Source organism: Altererythrobacter sp. Root672, from assembly GCF_001427865.1.
In the GTDB taxonomy this organism is placed as follows: domain Bacteria; phylum Pseudomonadota; class Alphaproteobacteria; order Sphingomonadales; family Sphingomonadaceae; genus Croceibacterium_A.
The window spans coordinates 1275908-1291980 of record NZ_LMHH01000001.1; the positions used below are offsets into that span (position 1 = coordinate 1275908).

Annotated in this window: 13 protein-coding genes; 6 read left to right on the forward strand and 7 right to left on the reverse strand. The window is 59.8% G+C overall.

The genetic code is table 11. From position 1 onward, the window contains the following. Position 1: 1 nt before the first annotated feature. Positions 2-1246, reverse strand: a complete 1245-nt coding sequence (locus tag ASD76_RS18585; protein WP_055919913.1) for an O-antigen ligase family protein — start codon at positions 1244-1246, stop codon at positions 2-4. A gap of 623 nt (positions 1247-1869) precedes the next feature. On the opposite strand from ASD76_RS18585, the gene ASD76_RS06130 reads away from it, so the two are divergent. Next, positions 1870-2979 (forward strand): pectate lyase, encoded by a 1110-nt coding sequence (locus ASD76_RS06130; protein ID WP_156457560.1) that lies wholly within the window; start codon positions 1870-1872, stop codon positions 2977-2979. Between the two features lie 128 nt (positions 2980-3107). Beyond that, entirely contained in the window at positions 3108-4184 is a 1077-nt protein-coding gene (locus tag ASD76_RS06135) for a glycosyltransferase family 4 protein (protein WP_055919916.1), read from the forward strand. Between the two features lie 2 nt (positions 4185-4186). Here ASD76_RS06135 and ASD76_RS06140 read toward each other — a convergent pair whose 3' ends face one another. The 5 genes from ASD76_RS06140 to ASD76_RS06160 form a co-directional block, all read right to left on the reverse strand. Beyond that, positions 4187-5413 carry an outer membrane beta-barrel protein gene (locus ASD76_RS06140; protein WP_055919918.1) on the reverse strand — a complete coding sequence of 409 codons (1227 nt, stop codon included), beginning with the start codon at positions 5411-5413 and terminating at the stop codon, positions 4187-4189. 2 nt (positions 5414-5415) lie between these two features. After that, positions 5416-5991, reverse strand: coding sequence for a polysaccharide biosynthesis/export family protein (locus ASD76_RS06145; RefSeq protein ID WP_235506530.1), 576 nt, complete (start codon positions 5989-5991; stop codon positions 5416-5418). 184 nt (positions 5992-6175) lie between these two features. Beyond that, positions 6176-7039 (reverse strand): sulfotransferase family protein, encoded by an 864-nt coding sequence (locus ASD76_RS06150; RefSeq protein ID WP_055919925.1) that lies wholly within the window; start codon positions 7037-7039, stop codon positions 6176-6178. Next, positions 7036-8286, reverse strand: coding sequence for a DegT/DnrJ/EryC1/StrS family aminotransferase (locus ASD76_RS06155; RefSeq protein ID WP_055919927.1), 1251 nt, complete (start codon positions 8284-8286; stop codon positions 7036-7038). The genes ASD76_RS06150 and ASD76_RS06155 overlap by 4 nt, the downstream gene beginning before the upstream one ends. Further along, the gene (locus ASD76_RS06160; protein WP_055919930.1) at positions 8283-10373 is read right to left on the reverse strand and encodes a polysaccharide biosynthesis protein; all 2091 of its coding nucleotides are present in this window, start codon (positions 10371-10373) and stop codon (positions 8283-8285) included. The genes ASD76_RS06155 and ASD76_RS06160 overlap by 4 nt, the downstream gene beginning before the upstream one ends. A 371-nt stretch (positions 10374-10744) precedes the next feature. Here ASD76_RS06160 and ASD76_RS06165 point away from each other — a divergent pair, with 371 nt between their 5' ends. Genes ASD76_RS06165 through ASD76_RS06175 form a run of 3 tightly spaced genes read left to right on the forward strand, consistent with a single transcriptional unit; the run spans position 10745 to position 13629 of the window. Further along, the gene (locus ASD76_RS06165) at positions 10745-11983 is read left to right on the forward strand and encodes a glycosyltransferase family 4 protein (RefSeq protein WP_082553631.1); all 1239 of its coding nucleotides are present in this window, start codon (positions 10745-10747) and stop codon (positions 11981-11983) included. Positions 11984-12027: 44 nt separating this feature from the next. Continuing rightward, complete coding sequence (locus tag ASD76_RS06170) at positions 12028-12933, forward strand: methionyl-tRNA formyltransferase (protein ID WP_055919933.1); 906 nt, start codon at positions 12028-12030, stop codon at positions 12931-12933. Between the two features lie 3 nt (positions 12934-12936). Next, positions 12937-13629 (forward strand): PIG-L deacetylase family protein, encoded by a 693-nt coding sequence (locus tag ASD76_RS06175; RefSeq protein WP_055919936.1) that lies wholly within the window; start codon positions 12937-12939, stop codon positions 13627-13629. Positions 13630-13861: 232 nt separating this feature from the next. Here the strand turns inward: ASD76_RS06175 and ASD76_RS18155 are convergent, their stop codons facing one another. Next, positions 13862-14236, reverse strand: coding sequence for a hypothetical protein (locus tag ASD76_RS18155; protein WP_156457561.1), 375 nt, complete (start codon positions 14234-14236; stop codon positions 13862-13864). Positions 14237-14321: 85 nt separating this feature from the next. On the opposite strand from ASD76_RS18155, the gene ASD76_RS06180 reads away from it, so the two are divergent. After that, positions 14322-15854, forward strand: a complete 1533-nt coding sequence (locus ASD76_RS06180) for a hypothetical protein (protein ID WP_156457562.1) — start codon at positions 14322-14324, stop codon at positions 15852-15854. Positions 15855-16073: the final 219 nt, after the last annotated feature.

Genomic DNA, 16073 nt, shown 5'->3' on the forward strand with positions numbered 1-16073 from the left:
CTTATCCCGTCGCGCGCAGCGAGTCCCGGACGGACCGGTTGCCAGCAAGGTCCGGACCGTCCCGTCGCGTTGCCCGCTCGTACCTTGCGAATGCCAGCGCAAAGACGATGAGCGTCGGACCAATCCAGATGCGGGCGTACATGTGCGGGATCGACATCGTATAGATGAAGAAGGCCGCCGTAATGGCCGCGCACGCAGCGCCGTCCAGCCGATGGTTCCGCCAGATCAGGAGGCTGGTGAGGCACATGCTCACCAGCATTGCGGTTAGCCCAAGGCCAGCAACGGCCCCGCCCTCATTTAGGACCAGGAGATGCAGATTGTGGACCGGCATGCCCTCCGGATTCACTTCGCGATATCGATCGGTGCCGAGCCCGATCAGCATGTTGTCGTTTGCCATCTGCCAAGCCTCGGCAACAAGGTGCGTCCGTCCCGTGAATGTTCCAGCCTTGTCGAGATCGCCGGTTGCGATGGCGGCCACCACACGATCCTCGAATGGCTTTGGCAACGGTCCCCCTGCCCAAACATAAGTGACCGCCACGAGGGCTAGCGGGACCGCGAACCTCACAAAGTTCGAAAACCGTCCAAGCACCAGAAAGAGCGAAATTGCCAGTACTCCGGCCGCGACTGCCGAGAAGCTGGCGCTGGCGATGAGGCCGGCCACGATCAATCCACCACATACCACGGCAATGCGGATCGGCATCCGGCGATCCATGGCACAGTGAAGCAACATCACCAGCGCATAGACGCAGACCGCCCCGTTCGAATTTGGCTCACCCGTCAACGTCCCGAGCCGACCGTTACCCGACAGGACTGTCTGCCCGACATATGGGGCAACGTCGTCATAGGTAAGAAATTGAATGATCAGCAACCCAATGAGCTGGGAGATAGCGACGGCTACGACAAAGGCAGTCACCGCCGTCTGCAACGTCAATCGATCGCAGCTCCGTAGAACCATCGGTATGACCAGCAAGGCGAAGAGATACTGCGCCGCTACCGGCATCCAGCGGTCCGGCTCGCCGCTGGCGAGTGAACTGACTAGCAAGCCGCCAAGCATCAATGCGAGGCCTCCAATCCAGAAGATCGTCAACCTTCCGAATACGTCGACCCGCAACTTTCCAGACAGGAGGAGCACCAGGCTTGCTGCAGCAAACAGCATGTCGGAGACGCTCAAATTTTCCTGGGGCAGGCGCACCAGTTGCCAGGGCAGGAAGAAGCACGCCGCAATAACGATGAGGCGATTGGCCATCGACGTACGGAAGGGGTCGTATCTGTCTCGAGCCGGCCGAGTTGGCATCGGGCCAAGCGGTCCGCCTTCCGGAACACGATGTCGTCCTCTCGCGACTTGCATGCCCAGATGATGGCGCCTGGCCCCTGCATGCGCAAATTCAAGAAAGGCCAGACCCGCTACGCATTGTTGGTACCCTAATGGTCACGGCCGCCCCCGAGTTGCATCTCGAAATGATAGCTTTCGGTCTAATGGCGCCGTTCGTATCTTTGTTGACCAAGTATGTTGCCGATTCCGCTCAATTATTCACACCAACCCGGCACCATGGCGGGCATTGGAACCACAATGAGTGGAACTTCCTCGGAGACGGATGGATGAAACGCGCCCCGGTCCACACCCGCATGGCCAAACTCGCATGGATTCCTGTCTGCGCTCTCACGGTCCTTTCCCTGGGCTGTTCGAACACCGCTGGCGCCGACGCCTCGCAGGAGCCTCAACCTCCGACATTCAAGGCTGTCGCGGGCACCCCGGCGTTTCCGGGGGCTGTAGGGTTTGGCGCCGTAAGTAAGGGCGGGCGCGGTGGTCGCATTATTCAGGTGACGACGCTGGCCGACAGCGGACCCGGATCACTTCGAGCTTGCGTCATGGAAAGTGGCCCCCGCGTTTGCGTGTTCCGTGTGAGCGGCGTTATCCGGTTCACCGATCGCCCTCCAATAATTCGCGAACCCTATCTGACCATCGCTGGCCAGACGGCCCCTGGCGGAGGAATAACCTTGGCCCATGCTGGCGGTCCAAACGGCCGAACCCCGCTGGTCCTAAAGACCACCCATGACATCGTGGTTCAACACATCCGGATAAGGCCTGATATTTTCGGAGAAAATCGCGAATCCGAAGACGGAATAACCATCGAAAACAGCAGCCGCGTGATCATCGACCATGTCAGCGCCACCTGGGCGCGAGACGAACTGATCAACGGCTATGCGGACAACGATGAACTGACGATCAGCAATTCGATCTTTGCCCTCGGCATCCCTCCTCACGACAAATGCGCCCTCCTCGCAAGCGACCCGACTGATCGGCAGAACGTGAGCTTCATAGGCAACATCTGCGCGCACAATGGTGACCGCAATCCTGATGCAAACTTCCCGGTTCGGTCGTGCGTCGAAGTGGTCAACAACGTGTTCTACAACGGCCAGTCGGAATTCACCGAGGTCTGGGAGAGCGAAGGTGGGACACCGATCTCGATCGTTGGTAACACCTACATTGCCGGCCGAAACACGCACGCCGAAACGGTTGGAATTCAAAACGATCGTACGGAATCACTCGGGCAAGCGACAATTTACCTGTGGGACAATCGGTTCTTCGGCTCGTTCATCCACCTGGGCCCGAACGCGCGCGAGGCGTTGAGTCCTACCTCGCCTTGTCCTCTGACCGTGCACCCCAAGGAGGTGAATGCCGCCTACGATGCCGTCCTTGCGCAGGCCGGCGCCTGGCCACGTGACGATATCGATCGACGGGTGGTCGAGGATGTAAAAGGCCGCTCCGGACGCATCGGCGCCATGACCAGGGTCATTCCAGAAATCGCCCAGGGTGATCCTTATCCGGATCAAGACCAGGACGGCATGGACGATAGTTGGGAACGCACCGCGGGCGCAGATCCGGCGACAAATGACGCGTGGAAGGATTCCAACGGCAACGGAACCGCGAACCTCGAGGAATTCCTCGCTTATCGCGAAAAGCAGCTCGCTTCTTGAGCAACCGGCGATCGGCTCTTGATCAACCTGCCGACGCAGAGCCGACCGGCAGCGACCTTTCGAGGACTGGGCGAGGCCCGATTACCGTCTGCTACCCCCTAGCTGGCGACACCATTGGCGGAAGCCACGTGTCCTTGCGAGGGCTCCTCGATCGCCTCGATACCGCACAGTTCAATGTTCTCATCGTCCCAGAGTCGACCACCGGCCGCCTCGCCCAGCACTACGCGGGATTTCGGCAGATTGCCGATCCGGCTCCTCCGCGAAACTCGTTCGTTGCTGGTCGACAGTTCGGTCTCCTGAATTTCCTGCGCACATTTCCGGCGATTGCCAAACGCGCTCGTTTTCTGAAGCGCCACCGGGTCGACATCGTCCACACCAATGATGGACGCACGCACGCGAGTTGGGCCTTGGCCGCAAAGCTCGCCGGCGCTCGCCTGGTCTGGCATCATCGCGGCGATCCAACCGCACGCGGCATTCGATATGTCGCTCCGCTGCTCGCGGACCAGATACTCGCGGTCTCGTCGTTCGCGCTTCCGGGCGGGAAAGTGGGTGCCGCCCGAACGGCCAAGGTCGTGCACAGCCCATTCGACAGCTCCATGACGTTCGATCGGCAAGCTTCCCGAGACAAGATCATCGCCGAGCTCGGATTGGATCCGGACACCGTGCTCTGCGGCTATTTCGGTTTGTTCATCGAACGCAAGCGACCGCTGAAGTTTGTCGAAGCCGTTGGTGAGCTTGCTCAGCTGATGGACCGGCCAGTAGCCGGGGTCATGTTCGGCGAAGCGCTCGATGAGGCGATGCCCACTTCAATAGGCGACCATATCGCGCAACTTCCTGCAAATGCTCGAGTTGCGCTTATGGGCTACCGTACTCCCGGCCATGAATGGCTGGTGGGTTGCGACCTCTTGCTCGTTCCAGCGATCGATGAGCCACTGGGACGCACCCTGGTCGAAGCGATGCTCGTCGGCACGCCAGTGGTCGCAACCAATTCGGGCGGAAACCCCGAGGCCCTCGCGAACGATTGCGGCGTCCTCTGCGAGGGCGATGATCCGACAGACATGGCCCGCAAGGCGCGGGACCTGCTGCATGACCCCGAGCAGGTTGCCGCCATGGTGTCCCGCGCTCGAGCAAGAGCAGTCGACAACTTTTCAGAAGAACGCCACGTCCAGTCGATCGAGGAAATCTATCTCCGGCTCGCCGGATGAACCTAGATCCGTAGGCGGATTGCCACGCCGCCGCGGAACCGTTCGAACTCATCGAACGGAACGTCGCTGGTGCGCTTGCCATAGGATGCGTCGGCAACAGCGGATAGATTGCGGCTGACCAGATACTCCAGCTCGAACCGTCCCTGCGCCGTTTCCTCGGTCAAACCGCTGCCGCGATATTTGCTGTGGCGATAACCTGCGCCGAGGCTGGAGTAGAGGTTATGGCGGATTTCGTGCTGCCAGGTCAGCTGCACGCTTGTGTCGGTTCTTCCGCTTGCCCCGTTCCGAAACGTGACCACATCGCCATTGAAGGCATCCAGGATAATCGCAGCCCGGCGAGTGGGACGATAGACAAGCTGTCCAGCTGCAGAGAGGCCCGTGTGACTGTCGATCGTGGGCTCGGCCGGTTCGTGCTTGAACACACCGATCGAGAAATTGCCTTCTAGGACGCCACCAGGCGTCACCTCAAAGCCCAGTCGTCCGCCATATGTAGTCGTGTTTCGTAGAAGCCCGGCGAGCGAGGTTTCTAGACGAAAGTCTCGCGTGGTTATGAAGCCGGTTGCAGTCGCGAAGGTCGAACCGCCGATCCGATAGCCCACCGTCGCTCTACCCGAATAGGATGTGAAATCGCGGTCGGCGTCGATGATCGATACCGCGTCATTCTTGACGGCCGATCCCTCGATATCGAGAAGCAGCTTGGCTGAAGTCCGGCGGTATCCGGCAATCGCGGAAGCGATGTCGATTTCGCGCGGTCCGATCGCCCTGACGTCGCGAGCTTCGGGATCGCCACGATCCTCGATCGCTCGCTCGTACCCGGCGTTTAGCCGAAGCGCGTCTGCTTCCGTCGGCCGCCAGGTCAGGTCGCTTGCGAGGCGATAGGTCTCGGCGTCTTCGGTGCTGTAGGTCGCGTATCGCCGGAGGCCGAATGCTCCATGCAGATCCAGGTCAAATGGGCCCGATCGGTGGCTTGCGTCGGCCCTGACGTCCAACTGGACGATCTCATCAGCAATGGGATCGGTCGGGATGGCATAGATATTGTCGTCGTAGCCAAGATGCAGATCGCTCCCGACGGTAAGCGCCAGTCCGCCAACGTCGGTCGGACGAACACGATACTCGGGGTCGTTGCCCCTCACCGCCGGCGCCGTCTGCACCATGGTTTGGGCATGGAGCGGCAGCGCGTGGTACGCGACGCAATTGCACAATACGGCGATCGAAAGGCGTAACTTCACGGTCAGAACCAGCGCTCGAGAACTCGAATTCGATCGCCAGGTAAGACGCGTGTGTTTTCATCGGCCCGAGTGGTGACTTCTTGCCCCTGAACCGTGCGGGTGATCGCCACCTCACCGGTTTTGGCTCGGTAAGTGTATCCGCCCGCGGCAGAAAGGGCGGCGAGAACCGTCATCCCCTGCCGGTACTTGAATTCACCCGGCTGATTGACTTCACCCATGACGTAGAACGGGCGCAGCTCGACGGGCTGCACGCTTACGACGGGCTGGTTGAGAATGCCGGACTGAAGATACGCGGCCTCGACTTTGCTTTCGATCTCTCGAAGCGTCAAACCATCCACGGGGATTGCCTTGACCAGCGGAAGCGAGATCGAGCCGCTATCGTCGACCTCGTATTCCCCGTCGGCAGCGGTCAGGTCCTGCACCGTGATCCGAATCTTGTCGCCGGCACCTGCGCGATACTCGGCCGCATCGGCTGACATCTCCGGAATGCCTTGCAGGCCAGAGCTACACCCCTGAAGCACCATCGCCGCAAGGAGGGCCTGCGCGAAGATTAGGAGTGTTTTCCTCCAGGAGCTCATTCTCACCTCCATCATCCGTTGTGACGGTTCCCGGAACAATTTTCCGGATTTTGGCACCCGAAAACCTAGCGTTTTCAGACGCTGTGTCGCTTTCTACGATGGCGAGTTGACCCACCCTCTTTCTTCCACTCGACAGTCCTGTCGAGTATGCCTCTCATACCAAGGGGTTATCGCACCATTCTTTTCAGGCAGCAATCTCCGATGCCGGAACCTTCCAGTGCGAGAGGTCGAGATCGAGTAACTTCTCCGCCCGTTCGATGTCTTTCTGGTAGAACTCAGTCATTCGTTCCCGCAGATCGGGCCTCAAGGGTGGATAGGCTACCTGCCTCGCCAAGAGCGATCGGGCCCCCTCGAAGAGCTTGGTGCCGCGAACCGGTCGGACGCTATCTTTGAGCGGGGCCAACGCCTTGCGTATCGGCAGCGGCAGAAGCGGTGACTGGCTGCTGTTTTCGTGCTTGTCCGCGAGCCCTGGATCGAAATAGGCCTTCGCTCCGATGTGCTGCGAGGTCGACCGCACCACTTGTTCAGGATCGCGCTCCACATCCTCAAAACGGAAGGCAAATATCTGCTCGCGATCGAAATGGTCGAGCCATCGCGACAGATGCTCGCCGTACAATCCGTCATTCAGGAATCGCGGCTGGGGGTTGTCCAGGGAGCTGAGATACTCTTCAGGCTGGCCTCGCACGGTGCCGCGGCGGAAGAGCATCTTGTAGTCGGAATAGGCCCGTTCGACGGGGTCGCGAAGCTGCACGACCAGCCTCACCTTCGGCAACATGGCTGCGATGCGCTCTGCTGCCTGGTCATGTGACAGGTAGTCGGCCGATTTTTCGCCGATCAATGCGCCTGTAGCGGGCCTGCCGGAAAAGAAGCTCTCGTAGAATTCCAAGCTCTTCTCGAACTCCCGGCTGAAGAAGTGCGGTTCCGGATCGGGCATGAAGATTGCCGGGTTCGCCTGCAACTGCATTTGAATCCACGTGGTCGCCGCCTTTGCAGCGCCGATCACAATGAATGCAGGATGCCAATCCGTGTCACGCGAATCCGTCGTCATGCCAGGGCCTCGACCAGACTATCGGCAATGCGGGCCATGTCCGCTTCGCTAAGTGTATGATCTACCGGGAACATGAGCGTCCGCCCGGCAAGCCCAGCAGCCGCAGGCAGGACACCATCCTTCCTGATGGGTAACCCGGCAAACGCTTCTTCCTTGCTCATGTCGGGGCAGGAGCCTGTGGCCACGGGAATGCCTTTGGCCGTCAGCTTGGCGATAACGCGAGCACGGTAGTGCTGGATTGGCTCGTCCAGGCGCTCGCGGAGCTGAACGTAGAATTTGTACCATGCACTCCGGACTGATGCGGGAGGCTGGAAGACGTCAAGGCTCGGATGGCCTTCCAATGCCGTGGTAAGGACTTCGACGTTGCGCGCCCGGCAATCAAGCCACTCCGGCAAACGCCGCAATTGCTTTCTGCCGATAGCGGCCTGCATCTCGGTCAGGCGGTAATTGGAGCCCGGCCCGTCGTGGATGTACCGGAATTCGCCAGGTACGCCCTTGCCGTCGGTGAGCTTTGCGGGGTTCTTCCCGTGATCCTTGTAGGACCAGGCAATGTCGTGGTGCCGACGGTCCTTGAACAGGACCATGCCCCCTTCCCCTCCCGTGGACATGATCTTGTCGGTGCAGAAGGAAAACGAGGAAATATCCCCGAACGAACCCACGCGACGCCCCTCTATCTCGGCTCCGTGGGCCTGGGCACAATCCTCGATCAGGAACAGGCCATACTTCTCCGCCAGGCCGACTAGCGCTCGCATGTCGCAAGGCCATCCGGCTAGATGGACGCAGATGATCGCTCTGGTGCGCGCCCCAATCAGGCGCTCGACCGAGACGGGATCGATGTTCTGGCTGTCCGGCAAGACATCGGCGAACACCGGCATTGCCCCGGAAGCGAGCACACAGCTTGCGGTCGCAAAGAAGCTCCGCGCGGGAACGATGACCTCGTCCCCCGGCCCAACGTCCAAGGCGCGCAGTGCCAGTTCCAGCGACACTGTTCCGTTGGCCACACAGAAGGCATGATCCATGCCGATGTAGCTCGCGAACTCTCGTGCGAAGAGCGCGTTTTGCTTGCCATGGACCAGGCTGTTCACCTGACCAGTTCGCAACACTTCGGCTACGGCGTCGATCTCGTCGTCCTCGTGACGCGGCCACTGGCTACGCACGGGCGGCAGGGCGTGATCTGCCGTGGACAGATCATCGCTGAAGTCTGACGGTAGTTCCGAACGAAAGTGAGCGGCGCTCGCTTCCTTCATAACGGGATCGCTTTCTCATTTGTGCTGGATGAGCGACCCCCGGGCGGTGCAGTGAAGATATCGAACGTTGCCCCGCTGGCCGGGATCTTCGTGAGATTGTGAGTGATCGTCCGCGCTTCCGCCTGATCGCCTTGGGCAACGGCGCGCGCCAGGCGGTCGATGCTCTTGGTGATGAAGGGAAGAGGAATGGGCTGCGACAGCGCCTCGAAGATGCCCTTGATGCCGGATTCAACCTGCTCTTCGCAGTTGTCGAACAACTCTTCGAACAGCTTCTCTCCAGGACGAACACCGACGAACTCGATTGGAACGTCGGTTTCCGGTTCGAGGCCGTAAAGCCGGATCATTCGACATGCGAGATCGACGATCTTCACGGGATTACCCATGTCGAGGACGAAGATCGTGCCTCGCGGAGTGTCGTAATTGAGCGAGCTTGAGCTGCTCTGCAAAATCAGTTGCACGGCTTCGCGAACCGTCATGAAGAAGCGCTCGATGTCCGGATGCGTGACCGTGAGCGGTTTGCCTTCCTCAAGCTGGCGCCGGAACAGGGGCACCACCGATCCGCTCGACCCCAACACGTTTCCGAACCGAACGGTCATGAACCGCGGCGCTTCCTCATCGTCCGCACCGCACATATCCAGAGCCTGGCAATAAAGTTCGCCAACCCGCTTCGTCGCCCCCATCATCCCCACCGGATTGACGGCTTTGTCGGTCGAGATTTGGATCATGGCCTTGGCCGAAAACTCGCAGACCGCGTCGGCGATGGTCTTGGTGCCGATGATGTTGGTCTGCACGCCAGCGCAGGGGTTCATCTCCACGATCGGCACGTGCTTCAGCGCCGCAGCGTGATAGACGATGTCGGGGCGATGCTTGGCAAAGACCCGGCGCACTTCCTCCTGGTCGTACACACTGCACAGTTCCGCGTGGATTTCGACCTCAGGATAGGCCTCACGCAGGCGCATCTCGATCGTGTAAAGTTGGTACTCGCTATGCTCGAGCAGGATCAATTTCGATGGCCTGAAGCTAGCTAGCTGCCAGCAAAGTTCGCCGCCAATCGTTCCTCCGGCACCCGTAACCAGAACGCGCTTGCCGCCGACCTCACGAGAGATGAGCTCGCCATCCATCTCGTATTCGTTGCGGCCCAGCAACTTCTTGACCGAGATCTCGCCGGGGTTCGACGCGCTTGGGGATTGGAGGATGTGGCTCCAGCAATCGCGGATGCGCGAAAGGTCGAGCCCGAGCTGGCGGGCACGGTGCGACAAGCGGGCCATTTCGCGGTGGCTCAAATGGGTGCCGTCATCGCAGGCAATCACCAAGGACGGGCGTTGATCGCGCTGCTCAAGCGTCGCGACCACCTCCACCAGCATGTCGTGACTGCCTAGGACCGGGACGCCGGCAAGCCGGTTAAGCGTATCGCTGATCGACGGCAAAAGAACGCCAGCGATGCGGAACGACGGCTCCTCCTCAGCCCGGAGCAAATGGATCACGGACAATGCCCATTGGGGCGAGCCGACCAATATCGCCCATCGAGTGCCGTCCGCGCCGCTTCTGTGAGCCACGCTCGGTCCGGTCCCCGAAAGCCACTCCCGGACAATTCTTCGAGATGCACGCAAGGCCATCAACAACGCAGTGGCGAACATCAGGTGATCGAGCGCGAGCGGAACGATGCCGCGGCCGATGGCCCGAACGTCAGGAACCGCCAATGAGGAAGTCCAGGCTATCAGCAGCCCAACTATGAGCACACCGACCAGCGTAAGCGCATGCCAGAAGCCATAGTATCGCCAACTCCGGCGATAGATTCCGGAAATGTACAGGACGGCGACGACGATCGACCCGAACGGCAGAGTGATCCACCATTGCGTCATCACGCTCGCCACTTCCGGCGAGTTCGATTGATTTGCGAGGAGAACCAGGCCGAAGACCAGCGCGAGGTAATCGACCAGGACAAGCGTCAGGGTTCGCGTTGCGCGCCTGACGCTGAACGGCCGGCGCGCCGGTCCCGATTGCTGGCCGATAAGCGTGATCCGGTGATCCTGCCCCTCAAGGTGAGAAGTCAGTTCCCCATCGTTACCGGCAATGACATTCGTCATGGGTGGTGCGCCCTTCCTCTCGCCCCCGATCAATCGATCGCCAGAAGAACAGAACAATTCGGACTTTAGAGCTAAGCAGCGATAATCTATCGGTCGCCAACAAACACAGGTGCAATTAGCCATCAGCCATAATGGCAGGCGCATAGCCTTTGGGATGTCTGCCCTGCTCCCTTAGCTCTCTTCGCTAGTGGGCACGCCGCAGAGCACCCTTTTGGCGCTGCCATCCTATCCGAAGGGTTATCAAACCGATGACCGGGTTGCCGATCGGCATGGGCGTGCCAACTATACGGCGTCCACTTGGTCTGGGTGAACGGGGGTGCCGGACAGCCGGCTTGAATGCCCGTGACCCGAGTAGAGCACGGTAAAACCTCGTGAAAATATTGATCTTATCGAGCCTAGCCTATTCGTTGACGAATTTTCGCGGGGCCCTCCTCGCGGACATGCGGCGCAATGGACACAAGGTCATAGCCGTTGCACCGGACGACAATCCCGAAGTCAGGGAAAAGCTTGCGGCAAACGGAATCGACTTCCGCGTGATCCCAATGCAGCGAGCAGGCAAGAACCCGTTCAGCGACCTTTGGTTGTTATTGAACTATCTTTGGCTCATGACCCGCGAGAAACCGGACCTCGTCCTCGCCTACACACAGAAGCCGATCGTGTACGGAGGTCTTGCCGCCCGAATACTGTGCATCCCGCGGTTTTACGCACTCATGTCCGGTCTCGGTCATGTATTCGGCTCATCTGGACAAGTCGACACGGTCTTCAGGCTGATCGTCGCCAAGCTCTATCGAGAAGCAGTCAGGTGGGCGCGAGCCATTTTCGTGTTCAATGCCAACGATCGAGAAGACATGCTCCGGTTGGGCATCATCTCGCCCGAGCAGAACGTCATCCAGGTCCCTGGATCGGGAGTCGACGTGGACCATTTTGCGTTCACTCCGCCCGTTCAGTCCCCGACCTCGTTCGTGCTGATCGCGCGGCTCATGCGCGACAAAGGCATCTACGAATTCGCAGAGGCCGCGAAGCTTGTGAGCGCCGACCATCCGAACTGCAAGTTCAGCATTCTTGGTCACATCGATTCCGAGAATCCCACGGGGCTCACCGTGGCGAAATGCGAACGTCTGGCTCAGCGATATCCGGTCCGCTTCATTCCCGGCACCAAGGATATCCGCCCCTTCCTTTCGAGCGCCTCGGTGTTCGTGCTCCCCTCCTATTATCGGGAGGGGCTTCCCCGTACCATTCTCGAAGCCATGGCAATGGGGCGGCCGGTAATCACGACCGATATGCCCGGATGCCGTGATCCGATTGAGGAAGGAGGCAACGGCTTCCTCGTTCCTCCTCGTGACACAGCAGCGCTCGCCGAGGCCATGCTCCGTTTCGTGAAAAAACCAGCGCTGCTCGAACAGATGGGCCGGCGCTCAAGGGAACTGGCGGAAGAGACCTACGATGTCAGAAAGGTCAATCGGCTCCTTCTCAGCGAAATGGATCTTGAATCACCATTTGGCTATGAGAGCACGATCAGGCCGTCCCCAGTGAAACGATCACTTGGCAGTGCCGGCACCGCCACCACGCAAGCCAGTAAACTCGACAGACCTGCCCGTGCAGCAAGCTGACGGCGTGGCACATCATCCTGCAATCCTGACTAGGGTAGCTTGACGTGCGTGCAGTGGTAGTGGGTGCCGTCGGCAGCACTGAAGTATTAATCAACGCCTTGATCGCCGATCCGGCGTGGGAGCTCGCTCTAGTCGTCACTGTCCCGCCGGAGCTCCATGGTCGGCATTCGGACATCGTCGATCTGTCCGATCTCGCCGCCGAGGCCGGGTGTGCCTTGCATTTCACCGCCCACACTAATGACGAACCAACGCTAGCGGCCGTGCGTCGCGCCGAGCCCGACTACATCTTCGTAGTCGGTTGGTCGCAGCTCTGCAGATCGGAGTTTCTGGCCCTGAAACCCGGCCGGATTGTCGGGTACCATCCTGCCGCTCTCCCACGGCTGCGAGGAAGGGCCGTATTACCCTGGACCATCCTGCTCGATGAGAAGATCACTGCCGGGAGCCTCTTCTGGTTGGAAGAGGGGACCGATGACGGCGATCTGATCGCGCAAGAGTTCTTCCATGTGGCGCCCGACGAGACAGCCACGACCCTGTACGCCAGGCACATGCTGGCGCTCGGAGCCATGCTGGCGCGAGTTCTGCCTGAGCTCGCCAGCGGACGACAGCCACGGACCGCGCAGGACGAGCGGTACGCAACTTACGCTGCAAAGCGCACACCATCGGACGGGCTCATCAATTGGGCCGCTGGTGCCCGTGAGATCGATCGGCTTGTGCGGGCGGTTGGGCGCCCTTACCCTGGCGCCTTCAGCTACCTCGGGGACGAAAAGCTCATCCTATGGAAATCATCGCCGGCTGCAGATGATGGACGTTATCATGCACGGCCTGGGCAAATCGTGGCCTGTGGAGACGATACGTTGGTAGTTCAAACCGGCGACGGACTGCTGCAGGTCGAGGATTGGGAACTTGAGGGACAATCACGGCCGCGGATACACGCTGTGTTGGGGCGCTGACCGATGGGCGAGCTGAAGCACCTTGGGCGCGTGCTGGTGATCGCGCCCCATCCGGACGACGAAATCCTCGGCTGTGGCGGCACAATGGCTCGTCTCGCTGCCGAAGGGCATGACGTTCACGTAGCAATCGCGACCCAGGGCTACCCGCCCGCGTTCTCGGAAGAGAGTGTCGCGCAGGTCAGACGCGAGATGACGAACGCTCACGAAATCGTGCGCGTCACCAAGACGCACGTGCTGGACTTACCCGCCGCGGCACTGGATCAAGTGCCGGCTTCCGAGCTTAACGCCAGGCTTGGACGGCTGGTCGAGGAAGTCGAACCGGACACTCTCTTCCTCCCATTCGTAGGGGATATTCACGGCGATCATCAGCTGATCTTTCTAGCGTCGATGGTCGCTGCCCGGCCCAGGCACGACAAAGCTCCGTCCCGAATATTCTGTTACGAGACGCTATCCGAAACGAACTGGTATGCTGCGCCGATAACGCCCGCATTCGTGCCCAATGTCTTTGTCGACATCGCCGACACACTTCAGGTCAAGCTGGACGCGTTCGCAGCGTTCGAGAGCCAGGTCCGTCGCTTCCCCGAGGAACGCTCGATCGAAGCGATCGAAGCTCTCGCACGAGTTCGTGGGGCGGCCGTGCATCTGCGCGCTGCCGAAGGGTTCATGCTAATCAGGGAAATAGCCCGCAAGGCCTGAACCGCGTTGGCAAATCCTCTCGACGCGGGATCCGCCGCAAGCGGTCGCGTAGAGCGACGCTACATGACACCAGGCAATAGGCGCCAAGTCACCAATACAATCCATTGAAATATCAAATTATTTCAAATTGTCGGCCAAGAACGCCAAATTTCGGCGGTTGATAATCCTTCGGCTCAGCGAAAATCAACCACGGTTCACCTCCTTTTGTTCAGACCGTATTGTGCCCTTATCATTAGCTTTGGCAATAAGCGCTCGGGCGGAGCGTCGTTGCAATAAGTTCAATGCAGCGCATCCCAATCTTCTTTGGCGTATCCATCGGTTTTATTGGGATTTGTTCAAGTATGAACCTGCACCGGGTGAAGCTGTTCGCTTCAGCAAGCATTCTTCTTATGTGTCTGTCAGCTTGCGAAGGTGGATCTAGCTCCGGTGGCGGTGGAACTCCCACGCCAGCGCCCGTGCCGACACCAGCTCCGACGCCGGTGCCTTCACCGTCACCGACCCCCTCGCCGTCTCCGACACCGGTGCCAACTCCAACTCCCGCACCGACACCCACTCCAACCTCCACGCCGACGCCAACGCCGAGCGCAGGGAACGTCAGCGCGTTCACGAACCCGGACGACGGTGCCATTCCAGATCGCGCCAAGCATCCAATCGCGTTTCCTACCGCGATTGGTTTCGGTCGCGCGACGAGTGTGCGGAGCAGCGATGCAGTGGTCTACAAGATCAACTCGCTGGAGGATTCGGCCAGCCCGGGTGATGGCAAGATAACTTATCGCGAATGCGCCCTCGCCCTGGCAGTCACGTCGCCTTACGCGATCCCCGCCGGGAGGCCGCGTTACTGCGTGTTCGACGTTTCGGGCGCGATCATCATGCAATCGCCGGCCCAGATCACCACGGGCAAGATCTACATCGCTGGCCAGACATCGCCGGGAGGGATCGAATTCCGGCTTGGTGCAAACTACGATCCGGTGGACTCCTTGATCGACACCAGGCGCGGCGGCGACAACATGATCTTGCGCCACGTGAGAGCCCGCTTGGGCGAGCATCCGACGCGTAATTCAGACAACGGCGACCCGATCCGGCTCAACGCCACGAGCTACCAGATCCTCGATCACGTCTCGACCATGTACGGGACCGACGAAAGTCTCGAGGCCGATTGTTTCAATTGCACGATTCAGTGGTCGATCATCGGGCCGAACATCTGCCGCAGTTCAGGGCATACGGCTGCCCTCCACTGCAAGACGTTCTTCCTCAAGCCGGCAGGCAACGTAACAATTGCCTATAATCTCAGCCAACACGGCGAGCAGCGCGGCGTCAACATCGCGCCTGGAACGTACCCCCAAGGCCCGGGCAGCTACGCCCAAGCGGACATCTTCAACAACGTCCTATATCACTTCGTGGCGGAGGGAGGATTGCTGTCGAACCAGTTCGGTAGCCCCTACGTCAACTATATGGGCAACGTCTATTTGCGCGGCCCAAGATATAACGCATCGGACGGAAACTACCTCGCCGCATTTTATGCAGACGGCGCGCAATATGACTTTGGCTACAGTGTCTTCATGAAAGACAATGTTACTCCTCGCACGCGTATTGCAGGCCAGTTTGGCCAAACCGTCACCGACCCGTTCCAGAATGGAGCCGGGTTCCATTCGACGGCCAATCCTGCGGACGTCTGCGGAGTTACTGCCACGGGGATCAAGAACTGCGCGGTTAGCGGCCTCAGTGTCGTGCAAAACACCGCCTACACCACCGCACCAAACGTAAACGGGCTGCAGTACGAATCGTGGATGATCGGAACGCCGATGCAGGCCATGCGCGACGTCCTGGCTTATGCGGGCGCGGAGCGGTGCCGTGACGGTTCATGCCGCGACAATGTCGACAGCCTCTACCTCGACGACGTTCGGACTTGCGACAGCAGCCCTTACCTCATGCAAAACGATTGGACGTCGACCGTCGCCGCTTCAGGTGGGTGGGCAAACCTGACTTCCACCGGCGGAGCAAAGCCCGATCGCGACAACGACGGCATGCCGGACGAATGGGAGCAGAAGTTCAAGAACACCAACCCCGACATCTGGGATGCCAACGCTGACGCTGACGGGGACGGATATCCAAATATCGAGGAATACCTGAACTTCCTCGCCCAGGATGACCTGCGATATCGCGGCATCTACGGCTCAGGAGCAGGTACTCTCCCGGCCTATAACTGCGGTCGCCCGATGTTCTAAGACTGCATCGGTCTGCCGCGAGCAGTACCGATCGCGTAGCGAAAATCGCCTCAGACGCCGCACAACCGACGAGTCCCGGCTATTTTCCGGGCTGGCTTGCTAGTTCGGCGAGGAAGCGTCCCTTCCGCGGCCAAATTGCGGCATAGCTCGGAAAAAATAAAATAAAAACAAATAGATTGTATGTCAATCGCAAGACTGTTTGAAGCCCGATTGCAAAAT